Raw genomic sequence first — 11,235 nt, 5'->3', positions numbered from 1 at the left:
GCCGGCTGTTGCTCGGCACCGGCGTTGTTGCCGCCATCGTGCTGGTGTACTTGCTGGGGCCAGTGCTGACGCCGTTTTTCGGCGCGGCGCTGCTGGCCTATATCGCCGACCCGCTGGTCGGCCGCCTGCAACGCCTGATGCCGCGTTCCTGGGCCACTGCACTGGTGTTCTTCGGACTCAGCCTGCTGGCGTTGCTGGTGCTGCTGTTTGCCATTCCCGCGTTGCAGCATCAGCTGGTCAATCTGCTGCAACAGTTGCCGCGTTTTATCGACTGGTTGGAGCAAACGGCGCTGCCGTGGCTGCAGCTACGCCTTGATCTACCGACCGACACGTTGTCCCTGGCTGCCGTGCGGACCTGGATGCAGGGTCACTGGGCGCAGGCTGGTTCTTACGCTGCGCAGGGTCTTGGGCAACTGGTCAGCTCCGGCTTTGGTCTGATCGGCATCCTGGTCAATCTGGTGTTGGTGCCCGTGGTGACTTTCTACCTGCTGCGCGATTGGCCATTGCTGGTACGGCAAATTGACGAGTTGTTGCCGCGTCGCTGGCAGCCCGCCGTGGGCCAGTTCGCCGGGGAGGCCGACCGCGTCCTCGGCGGTTTCCTGCACGGCCAGTTGCTGGTGATGGCGAGCCAGGGAACTTTTTACGCCCTGGCGCTGACCCTGGTCGGCCTGGATCAGGCGCTGCTGATCGGTTTTGTCGCCGGCATGGTGACCTTCGTACCGTATCTGGGTGGGGTCATCGGCATTACTCTGGCGCTGGTTGCCGGACTGATTCAGTTCCATGACTGGCCGCATATACTGGCCATCGGCGGCGTGTTCGCCGTCGGGCAACTGCTGGAAAGCCTGCTACTGACACCGCTGCTGATCGGCGACCGACTTGGTCTGCACCCGGTGGCGGTGATCTTCGCGGTCATGGCCGGTGGCCAGTTGTTCGGTTTCTTTGGTGTGCTGTTGGCACTGCCGGTCAGCGCCGTGCTGGTGGTGCTGCTGCGCCACGCGCTGGCCGGTTATCGCGACAGCGAATGGTACGAGCAGCCGCCGCCATGCTGACCGCTCAGCAACCGCTGGCGCTGCAACTGCGCACTGACCAGACTTTCGACAGCTTTGTGGCCTCATCCGGAACCGCCGCCGCGCGCGCGCGGCAACTGGCGCAGGCCCTGGCGAGCGGTCGCGAACGCACGCCGCTTTACCTGTGGGGCCCGCCCGCGTGCGGCAAGACACATTTGCTGGCGGCGACCTTGTCTAGCGCGGGCACCCATGGCCTGCGCGCCGCATACCTGCCCTTGCGGGAGCTCGGAGCAGACGGCGCTGAGGCGGTAAAGGCCTTCGAGCAGTTTGACCTGGTATGTGTGGATGACCTGGATACGGTTGCCGGTAACGAAGCAGTTGAACTGGCCGTGTTTCATTTGTACGACCGTCTGCGCAGCAGCCGCGGGCGCATCATCGTCACCGGTAGTGCCACGCCGACCGGGCTTGGCCTGTGCCGGCCGGAACTGAAAAGCCGCCTCGGCTGGGGGGTAAGTTGCCGTCTGGAAGCGCTCGGCGATAGCGACAAGCGGGTAGTGTTGCTGCGCCGCGCCGAGGGCCAGGGCTTGAACCTGGGCGAACCGGTGGCTGATTATCTGCTGCGCCATCACAGTCGTGACCTGCATCGCCTGTTGCAGCAGCTGGATATGCTCGACCGCGCGGCCCTGGCGGCGCAGCGGCGCGTGACCCTGCCGTTCGCGCGCGAGCTGCTGGAAGCCACCGATCAGCCAGCCGACGGCGCCTGAGGTGGCGCCCGACTCCCCGGCGGTGCCAGCCGCGCCTGCATTCGCAGTACGCCTGCTCGCCTGGCACCGCCTGGCCGGTCGCCACGATCTGCCCTGGCAGCGTCCGCGAACGCCGTACCGGGTGTGGCTGTCCGAAATCATGCTGCAACAGACCCAGGTGGCGACGGTGATTCCGTACTTCGAGCGCTTCACGGCGCGCTTCGCGGACCTGCCCGGCCTGGCCGCGGCGCCGCTGGACGAGGTGTTGCATCTGTGGACTGGCCTTGGCTACTACGCCCGGGCGAGGAATCTGCACCGGGCGGCGCAGCAGGTTTGCCACCAACACGGCGGTCAACTGCCGGCTGATCTGGACGCATTGTCGGCCCTGCCCGGCATTGGCCGCTCCACCGCCGGCGCTATCCTGGCGCAGGCCTACGGACAGCGGCAGCCGATTCTGGACGGCAACGTCAAGCGCGTGCTGTGCCGCCACCGGGCGGTGCCCGGCTGGCCGGGCGAGACGGCTGTTCAAAAACAGCTGTGGCAGATCGCCGATGCGCTGACGCCGAGCACCCAGGCGGCCGACTACACGCAGGCAATCATGGACCTGGGGGCGCTCGTCTGTACCCGTGCCCGGCCCCGGTGCGCTGACTGTCCGGTCAGCACCGACTGCCTGGCGCGAGCTGCCGGGTCGGTAGCTGACTTCCCGCAATCGCGTCCGAAGCGCCAGTTGCCGCAGCGCCGGGCCTGCCTGCTACTGCTGCGCCGCGAAGACGGTAGCGTACTGCTGGAACGCCGCCCGCCGGCCGGCGTCTGGGGCGGTCTGTGGTCGCTGCCGCAATATGAGGGCGATCAGGACGCCCTGGTCGACTGGTGCCAGCGGCAGTACGGCCTGCTGCCCGGCGCGGTGCGGGCCGGGGAGGATTTTGTCCACACGTTCAGCCATTTTCGGCTGCACATCACGCCGCTCGAATGCCCGGTCACCCAGGCCAGCGCTGTTTTGGACGCCCCGGAGCGCCTTTGGTATAACCCGATCAAGCCCCCGCGTCTTGGCCTGGCGGCGCCGGTCCGGCGTCTGCTGGCAGTCTGACATCTGACCTCCTGGAGAATCCCATGCGTACCGTTAACTGCGTGATCCTCGGCCGCGAAGCCGAGGGCCTGGATCGCCAGCCCTATCCCGGACCGCTGGGGGCGCGCATTTTTGAGCAGGTGTCCCGCGAGGCCTGGCAGACCTGGCAGGCACACCAGACCATGCTCATCAACGAAAATCGCCTGTCCCTGATCGACCCCGAGGCGCGCCGCTTCCTGGAGCAGGAGATGGAGAAATTCCTGTTTGGCGACGGTGCCAGCAAGCCTGAAGGCTACGTGCCGCCCGCCGATTGACGTGGCCCACGTAACCGTCGTCGGTGGCGGTGTCATCGGCCTGCTGGCGGCGCGCGAATTGCGCGCGGCGGGCCTGGACGTGAGCGTGCTCGACCGTGGTCAGATCGGCCGCGAGTCGTCCTGGGCCGGCAGTGGCATCCTGTCGCCGTTACACCCCTGGCGCCAGCCGGATGCCGTGCAGCCGCTGAGCCTGTGGAGTCAGCGGGCGTATCCGGACCTGGCCGCCACCCTGGCTGCCGAATCCGGCATCGACCCGCAATTGCATGTCAGCGGCTTGTTGCTGCCGGAATGCCCGGATGCTCACGTGGCCCGGGCCTGGGCCAGCCGCTGGGAGGTGCCGCTGGAAGAACTCGCCGCCGCCGCGATGCGCCGCGCCGAACCCGCTCTGGCACCGCACGCCAGTGGCCTGCTGCTGCCGCAGGTCGCGCAAGTCCGCAACCCGCGCCTGATGCGCGCTCTGCGCATAGCTTTACAAAAGGCCGGGGTGGTCTTCGAAGAGCAGCATGAGGTACTCGGCTTCGTGCAACGCAACGACCGAATCGTGGCGCTCGACACCCGCCACGGTCGCCGGTCGGTCGATGTGCTGCTGGTCGCGGCCGGCGCCTGGAGCGGCGAACTGCTGCGTGCCTGTGGCCTGGACCTGCCAATCCAGCCGGTGCGCGGGCAGATCCTTGCGCTGCAAACAGAGCCCGGGCTGATCCGCCACGTAGTTCTGGCAGAAGATCACTACCTCGTGCCGCGTCGCGACGGTTTGCTGCTGGTTGGCAGCACGGTCGAGCATTCCGGCTTCGACAAGACGCCTTCGCCCGGCGCCGCCGTCACGCTGCGCGCAGCCGCCGCCCGGCTGGTGCCGGCGCTGGCTGGGACGCCGCAGGTTGCGCACTGGGCGGGCCTGCGCCCGGGCAGCCCGGATGGCACGCCCTACATCGGCCGCCACCCGCAGATCGAAAACGTCTACGTGAGCGCTGGCCACTACCGCAGTGGTTTGACCCTGGCGCCGGCCTCGGCGGCGCTTGTCAGTGCGCTGATCACCGCCCGGCAGTCACCGGTCGATGGTGCTGCCTATTGTCTGGATCGGCCAGCCGTCGTTTGATTTGGCTCAGCAAATGAGCCAACGAACGCGCAAGCCGTCCCTGTTGTGCCGGAGCACCTGATTTCAGCCGCGACCACGATCTGGTTCAATGGTCTATACCTGCCAACCCCATATTCACCGAGGTCATAGCGTGAGCAAGGAAATCCCGAAAACCGACGCAGACTGGCGCGCGCGCCTGAGTCCGGAGCAATATCAGGTGTGCCGTCAGAAAGGCACTGAGCGGGCCTTCACCGGCGCTTACTGGAACGACAAGACCCCTGGCACATATCTGTGTGCCGGCTGCGGCGAGGCATTGTTCGATTCGGCGACCAAGTTCGACTCGGGCAGTGGCTGGCCGAGTTTCTGGGATCCGGCGAATCCTGACGCGGTGGCGACCGAGGAGGACCACGCCCACGGCATGCATCGGGTGGAGGTGCTCTGTGCCCACTGCGGCTCGCATCTTGGCCACGTATTTCCCGACGGGCCGCAGCCGACCGGGCTGCGGTACTGCATCAACTCCCTGTCGCTGAGCCTGGAGCCCCGCGGCGACGAGTAACGCCGCCATGGCGGAAATTTACGTCAGTACGGACATCGAAACCGATGGCTTCATGCCCGGTGAGAACTCCATGCTGAGCCTGGGTTCGGCGGCCTATCTGTCGGATGGCCGCCTGCTTGGCACCTGGAGTGCAAACTTCGAAACCTTGCCTGGGGCCGGGATGGACCCGAGTACCGCGCAGTTCTGGGCACAGCAACCGCTCGCCTGGGAAGCGTGTCGCCGCGATTTGCGCGCACCGGCTCAGGCGATGCCCGAGTACGCCGCCTGGCTGCGGGCGCTGCCGGGCCGGCCGGTATTCGTCGGTTATCCGGTGACGTTCGATTTCATGTTTGTCGGCTGGTATCTGGTCCGCTTTGCCAGGGACAACCCGTTCGGATTCTCGGCCATCGATATCAGCAGTTTCGCCATGGCGGTGCTGGGTCGCGAGTTTCGCCAAACCACCAAACATCACATGCCGCGCGAGTGGTTTGACCCTACCCTGCCGCATACTCATGTCGCACTTGATGACGCGCTGGAACAGGGTGCCTTGTTCATGAATCTGTTGGCAGCCAGTCGGCGCCGAGAGGCAACAGGGACGTGAGCGGTTAACGCACGCCATTGTTAAAGAGTGGTTTCGTGGACGAAAAAAAATGCCGGGCGAGGTGCCCGGCATTTTGTGGCTGGCCGACTGCCCGGCTGGCGAGCGGGTCAGTCCTGCCAGTTCGGCAGGATTTCCGTGGCCCACAGCTCCAGATTGCGCATCTGGATGTGGTGCGGGATCGGGCCTGGGTACTGCCACATGAGGAAGTATTCCGGGTTATGCAGCTTCACCATGTTCTCGATTTGCCGGTTGACCTGATCCGGGTTGCCGACGAACTCGAAGCCGTTCTCGTTCAGGTAGTTGTAGTCGCACTCCGGGCCGATCTTACCGGTCTGGCCTTTCTTGCGGAAGGCTTCGTTGAAGCCGATCGGTGCAAACCACTCCGGCCACACAAAGCCATTGGCGGTGGCGGCGTAGCGGTGTGCCTCGGCCGCGTCGTCCAGTACCAGCGCGTCGCGGAAAATGCCGATGTTCTGGCCATGCGCGAAGTTGTGCCCGGCTTTGGCGGCTTCCTCGCGGTAGATGGTGAACAGGTCGTGCAGGGTCTCATCGCAGGTGGACAGCGCAAACGGCGCGATGGCCTCGCGAGCACAAAAGCGGAACGTGTCCTCGCTAAATGAGAACGGCTGAAAGATGGGCGGGTGCGGTTTCTGGAACGTCTTCGGGGCGATGCCAATCTCGGTGATGATGCCGTCCGCGTTCTGGCCCTTGCCGAACTGGTCGACCACTTTGTGGCCGAACTTCAGGTTATCCGGCGGGATGGTCCAGTGCTCGGAACGGTGGTTGAACACGTCGGTGGTCCACGCCTTCTTGATGATCTCGTAGTGCTCCATGAACAGGTTGCGGTTCTTCTTGTCGACCTCGGACTTGTCGGACATGGTGCCGCCCACGCCGTAGGTCTGGCCCAGCACGTCGGCCCAGCGCTTCTGGTAGCCGCGCGCAAAGCCGATGAAGGTTCGCCCTTGCAGCATCTGGTCCAGCATGGCCAGGTCTTCGGCCAGGCGCAGCGGGTTATGGAACGGCAGCACGTTCGCCATCTGACCCAGGCGAATGCGCGTGGTTTGCATGCCGAAGTACAGGTCCAGCAGGATCGGGTTGTTGGATTGTTCGATGCCTTCGATATGGAAATGGTGCTCGGTGAAGGCAGCGCCCCAGAAGCCGGCCCGGTCGGCGAATTTGATCTGCTCGCTGACCTGCCACAACATGTTCTGATAGTTCTGCGAGTTGATGCCGGCCATGCCCTTGCGGGTCTGGGCGATGGTGCCGACCGACGGCAGGTAAAACAGAATGAACTTCACGAATGCGTCCTCGCTATGGTGATGGGGCGGTGCCCCTGTGCGTTAAAAACTTCAGTCGTAACTGCCGCCGATGCGCAGCTTCTCCTCTGCCCGCAGCGGCGTTTCGCCTTCGTGGCACAGCTTGTGATCGTGACCGGGCATCACACACGCGTGGTGGGCGCGGGCCAGCATCTTCAGCTTGTGCAGCGAGTGCTTCCAGCGCACCAGGTCGTTCGAAATGATCGATCCGGTTTCATGGTCGTAGCTGTCTTTCATGTAACAGGCATCCGAGGTCAGGATAACCGTGCCGGCGTGCTCCAGGTGCACCATCAGCGCCATGGTGCCGGCGGTGTGGCCGGGCGCGGAGATCGCGTGCACGTCCTTGAGGATCTCCGTGTCGCCTGACAGGGTGGTGAACCTCAAGCCCGGCACATCGTAGTCGCAGCGCAGGAAGAAATGCTCGTCGTGGGGCATGTTGGCCGCTGCTGCGTACTCGTCCTGATGCACCAGCATCCTGGTGGAGGGAGTGTTGTTCCACAGCTTGGCGTTGCCGGCATGGTCCACGTGCAGGTGGCTCAGGAACACGTAGTCGATGTCCTCCGGCCCCAGCTGGTTGCGCTTGAGCGTGTTCTCCAACAGCTGTTCTTCGGTGTAGTCGTCGTACGGCGCCAGTTCCTTGTAGCCGGGCAGCCACTGGTCTTCCCAGTGGCGGTGGATGCTGGCGTCGAACAGGATGCGCCCGTCCGGATGGTCGATCAGGAAGGTAAACGACGGCACTTCGCACCACACCTTGTTTTTGACGTGGCTGGTCTTGGTGAGCATCAAGTCCGGGTGGCCGGTGACCAGCAGCTCCAGGTCGGCGTGCATGTTGCCATGGTGCAGGGGGCGAATCTTGATGCCGCGCATGATTACTCCTCGGTCGTATTGTCGCTGATGGGATTCTGGGTCAGGCCGCGCCGGCCTGGAGAAGGTCTTGTTCGACCCGCTCGCGCAGGGCGCGCTTGTTGATCTTGCCAACGCCGGTCTTGGGGATGGCATCGACCACCAGGTAGTGGTCCGGCAGCCACCACTTGGCAAACCGCGGTTCCAGCCAGGCGCGCAACTCGGTCGCGGTGGGTGGGCTGCCATCCTGTGCGACTACGTAGGCGCAGGGCCGCTCCAGCCATTTGGCATCCGGCGCTGCCACCACGGCCGCCTCGCGCACCTGCGGGTGGGACATAAGCGCGTTCTCGAGGTCCACCGACGAGATCCACTCGCCGCCACTCTTGATCAGGTCCTTGGCCCTGTCCACCAGGCGCAGCACGCCGTTGGCGTCGACCGCCGACATATCGCCGCTTTTCCAGAACCCGTCGACAAAGCCGTCGCGGCTGCGGTCGTCGTGGTAGTACTCGGTGGTGCTCCACGGCGTACGCACGTATATCTCGCCGACTGCCTGGTCGTCCCATGGCACGGGGTTGCCGGCGTCGTCCAGTACTTTGAGTTCCGTGCCGGGGCAGGGAATGCCCTGGCGGATGCGGGTGGGGATGTGCGCCTGCGGTGGTTTGTCCAGATCCTCGCGGCGGATATGCACGCAGGTCGCCAGCGGGGTCATCTCGGTAGAGCCCCAGGCGGTGTAGATGGGGAAGTCGAACTCCTTGAGGTAAAACTCCATCACAGCTGCTGGGGTGGCTGAACCGCCGAGCATGAGGCCGCGCACGGTGGACAGATCGCGTGGGATGCGTTTCAGCTCGGTGATCATGTCGATGCCGATACTCACCGCGGCAGCGGCAAACGTGACTCGCTCGCTCTGTATCAGGTCAAGAATGGCCGGCGCATGCGGGCGCTCGCCCGGCAGCACCATCTTGCTACCCATGCAGGCGGCGGCAAATGGCAGTCCCCAGGCATTGGCGTGGAACATCGGCACCACCGGCAAAATGGTGTCGCGCTCCCGGATGTCCAGCACATCGCCCAAGCACTCGGTAATGGTGTGCAGGTAAATATCGCGGTGGCTGTACAGCACGCCCTTGGGCATGCCGGTGGTGGCGGAGGTGTAGCACATGCCGGCCGGCGTACGCTCCGGCAGTTCGTTGAATGGGAAATCGGGATCCCCGGCGCGAATCAGATCCTCGTAGGCGATCACATTCGGCAGGCTGGTAGGCGGTGCCTGGTCCGCCAGCACCACGAAGGCCTTGATCGTTTTCAGCTGATCGGCGATACGCTCCAGCGTTGGCAGCAGGTCGGGATCCACGAAGATCGCCGTATCCGCGCTGTGGTTGAGGATGTACGCCACGTGTTCGTCCGCCAGACGCAGGTTGACGGTGTGCAGCACGGTGCCGGCGCAAGGCAGGGCAAAGTACAACTCGAAATGCCGGTAGGTATTCCAGGCAAAGGTGGCGACCTTGTCGCCCGGCCGCACGCCCAGGGAGGCCAGGCGGCTTGCCAGGCGATGCGCGCGCTCGTTCAGGTCGCGGTAGGTGTAACGGTGCAAACCGCCGTCGGGCAGCCGCGTGACGATCTCGTTGTCCGGGAAATACTGCGCCGCCCGTTGCAGCAGTAAGCGAATGTTCAGTTCCACCGTGCGTCCTCCTCGGTGCCCAGCTCGGGGCGCGGGTCTGCTGTAGGTTTGTTGGTTCCTGAAGCCGGTCGGCCGTAGCGAGCCAGCTGTCGGTCAGTCTGCCACGGCTGTGCCGCTCGCCGTAGTGAGCGGCCACAGCGCGTCGGCACCGGCGCTGGCCAGCCGTCGTCCGAACTGTCTGGCCCAGGCCGCCTCGCTGCCGTTTTCGTCGCGCCAGGCCCACAGGCGGCGGGTTGCGTGCTGTAGCGAGTATTCCTGGGTGAAGCCCATGGCACCGTGCACCTGGTGGGCGATACGACAGGCCAGGCCGGCTGCTTTACCAGCCCGGATCTTGGCTACCGCGATTTCATCGGTTGCGACGCCAAAGTCCGCCACCAGGGCCGCGTGGTCCACCGCCGCGCAGGCCGCGGCTACTTCCCCGGCCAGGATGGCAAGTTGCTGCTGAATAGCCTGGAAGGCCGCCAGCGCGCGGCCGAACTGTTTGCGCTCACGGGCGTAATCCAGCGACTGTTGCAGGGTCCGTTCGAGCGCGCCGCTCATCAGCGCTGCGCGCGCCAGCGCGGCCCGCTCGTGGATCGAAGCGGCAGTGATTCCGGCGGGAGCACGGTACATTCGGTCGGTGGCGATAATGGTGTCGATATGCAAGTCGTCGCGCGCCTCACCGGCCAGATTGTCCCCTGGTTCCAGGCGGTAATCCTGCGGACCAAGCTGAGTCACCTGTGTTTGTCCGTCCCGCTCCAGCAGCACCAGGACACTGGCTGCGTGACGGGCCGCTGCCACTCGCGGCAGAACGCCATGCAGGCGAAGGCCGTTGTTCTGCTGAGTTATTTCGAGGTCGCGGCTGTTGGCACTGGCGAAGGCAAGCACTCCGCTGGGCACCGCCTGGCCGGCGCCGGCCAGCAGCCAGGCGGCGAGTACGGCACTCTCGGCCAACGGCACCGGCGCGCAATGGCGGCCACACAGGCGCAGCAGTGCACACAAGTCGGCCATGCCCAGTGCACTGCCGCCGGAGGCTTCGCTCACCGCGGCGACGGTAAAGCCAAGCTCTTCAAGCACCTGCCACAGGTCTGGGTCGAAACCGACGGCGTCGACCGCCTGGACCCGCTCGGCGGTGCAATGATCAGCCAGCACCCGTTCCAGGGTATCCAGCAGCATCTGTCTTGTGTCATCGCTCATCTTAGCCCCAGGGCGCGCGCCACGACGCCGCGCAGAATTTCGTTGGTTCCGCCCCGCAGCGTGAAGCCGGGGGAGTGCAGGGTGGCTTCGGCCAGGAGTACGTCGATGCGGCGCTGTGCCGTCAGCGAAGGCGCGCAGTCCAGCAGCAGACGCAGGCGCTCGAATACTTCACTCTCGAAGCGCGTGCCGATGTCCTTGACCAGCGCCGCCGCCACGTCGGGCGCCTCGCCGCGCTGCAAGGCCGCCGCGACCGACACCGACATGCGCCGCAGTGTCCACAGCTCGGCGGTCAACTCGCCAATGGCGATTGCCGTGCGCTCGTCGGGCGTCTCACCCATGACACGCAGCAGCTCCTGCAGCAGCGGGAAGGTGGACATGAACCGCTCCGGCCCGGAACGTTCGTAGGCCAGCTCCGAGGTGACCTGCTTCCAGCCCTCCCCGATCTGACCGAGCACCCGCGTATCGGGCACGAAAACCTGGTCCATCACCACCTCGTTGAAGTGGTGGGCGCCGGTCAGGATCGGCACCGGGCGGATGCTTATGCCGGGGGCCTTCAGGTCAATGATGAACTGCGACAGCCCGGCGTGGCGGTCCTCGCCCAGCGGCGCGCTGCGGCACAGCACGAAGAACCACTGGGCACGGTGCGCGTTGGAGGTCCACAGCTTGGTGCCGGTAATGGCCCAGCCGCCGTCAACACGGTCGGCCCGGGTGCGCACGGACGCGAGGTCCGAGCCGCTGCCCGGTTCGCTCATGCCGATGGCGAAAAACACCTCGCCGCTGACCAGCTTGGGCATGAAAAATTGCTTTTGTTCCTCGGTGCCATAGCGCAACAGGGACGGACCGGTCTGGCGGTCGCCCACCCAATGCGCCGCAACCGGTGCCCCGGCGGC

Annotated in this window: 12 protein-coding genes; 7 read left to right on the top strand and 5 right to left on the bottom strand. The window is 65.3% G+C overall.

What is annotated here, in order from left to right:
* The 7 genes from ABZF37_RS11640 to ABZF37_RS11610 form a co-directional block, all read left to right on the top strand.
* The coding region (locus ABZF37_RS11640) for an AI-2E family transporter (RefSeq protein WP_372720086.1) at positions 1 to 1,049 on the top strand (1,049 nt) is incomplete at its 5' end.
* The gene (gene hda, locus ABZF37_RS11635; RefSeq protein WP_372720084.1) at positions 1,043 to 1,771 is read left to right on the top strand and encodes a DnaA regulatory inactivator Hda; all 729 of its coding nucleotides are present in this window, start codon (positions 1,043 to 1,045) and stop codon (positions 1,769 to 1,771) included. The genes ABZF37_RS11640 and hda, both read left to right, overlap by 7 nt.
* A 1-nt stretch (position 1,772) precedes the next feature.
* Positions 1,773 to 2,837 carry an A/G-specific adenine glycosylase gene (gene mutY / locus ABZF37_RS11630; RefSeq protein WP_372720082.1) on the top strand — a complete coding sequence of 355 codons (1,065 nt, stop codon included), beginning with the start codon at positions 1,773 to 1,775 and terminating at the stop codon, positions 2,835 to 2,837.
* Positions 2,838 to 2,860: 23 nt separating this feature from the next.
* Positions 2,861 to 3,130: an oxidative damage protection protein gene (locus ABZF37_RS11625; protein ID WP_372720080.1), complete on the top strand. Its 270-nt coding sequence runs from the start codon at positions 2,861 to 2,863 to the stop codon at positions 3,128 to 3,130.
* A 1-nt stretch (position 3,131) separates the two neighbouring features.
* Positions 3,132 to 4,223, top strand: a complete 1,092-nt coding sequence (gene thiO, locus ABZF37_RS11620) for a glycine oxidase ThiO (RefSeq protein WP_372720078.1) — start codon at positions 3,132 to 3,134, stop codon at positions 4,221 to 4,223.
* Between the two features lie 130 nt (positions 4,224 to 4,353).
* On the top strand, positions 4,354 to 4,758 hold the full coding sequence (msrB, locus tag ABZF37_RS11615) for a peptide-methionine (R)-S-oxide reductase MsrB (protein ID WP_372720076.1): 405 nt from the start codon (positions 4,354 to 4,356) through the stop codon (positions 4,756 to 4,758).
* A gap of 7 nt (positions 4,759 to 4,765) precedes the next feature.
* Positions 4,766 to 5,338 (top strand): exonuclease, encoded by a 573-nt coding sequence (locus ABZF37_RS11610; protein ID WP_372720074.1) that lies wholly within the window; start codon positions 4,766 to 4,768, stop codon positions 5,336 to 5,338.
* A gap of 107 nt (positions 5,339 to 5,445) precedes the next feature.
* Here the strand turns inward: ABZF37_RS11610 and ABZF37_RS11605 are convergent, their stop codons facing one another.
* The 5 genes from ABZF37_RS11605 to ABZF37_RS11585 form a co-directional block, all read right to left on the bottom strand.
* Positions 5,446 to 6,636 carry an LLM class flavin-dependent oxidoreductase gene (locus ABZF37_RS11605; RefSeq protein WP_372720072.1) on the bottom strand — a complete coding sequence of 397 codons (1,191 nt, stop codon included), beginning with the start codon at positions 6,634 to 6,636 and terminating at the stop codon, positions 5,446 to 5,448.
* Between the two features lie 51 nt (positions 6,637 to 6,687).
* Positions 6,688 to 7,521, bottom strand: a complete 834-nt coding sequence (locus ABZF37_RS11600; protein ID WP_372720070.1) for an N-acyl homoserine lactonase family protein — start codon at positions 7,519 to 7,521, stop codon at positions 6,688 to 6,690.
* A gap of 40 nt (positions 7,522 to 7,561) precedes the next feature.
* Complete coding sequence (locus ABZF37_RS11595) at positions 7,562 to 9,169, bottom strand: long-chain fatty acid--CoA ligase (RefSeq protein ID WP_372720068.1); 1,608 nt, start codon at positions 9,167 to 9,169, stop codon at positions 7,562 to 7,564.
* Positions 9,170 to 9,262: 93 nt separating this feature from the next.
* Positions 9,263 to 10,345, bottom strand: coding sequence for an acyl-CoA dehydrogenase family protein (locus tag ABZF37_RS11590; RefSeq protein WP_372720066.1), 1,083 nt, complete (start codon positions 10,343 to 10,345; stop codon positions 9,263 to 9,265).
* The coding region (locus ABZF37_RS11585) for an acyl-CoA dehydrogenase family protein (RefSeq protein WP_372720064.1) at positions 10,342 to 11,235 on the bottom strand (894 nt) is incomplete at its 5' end. The genes ABZF37_RS11585 and ABZF37_RS11590, both read right to left, overlap by 4 nt.

This window comes from Immundisolibacter sp. (assembly GCF_041601295.1).
Classification (GTDB): Bacteria; Pseudomonadota; Gammaproteobacteria; order Immundisolibacterales; family Immundisolibacteraceae; genus Immundisolibacter.
This window is presented reverse-complemented; position numbering and strand designations above follow the sequence as displayed.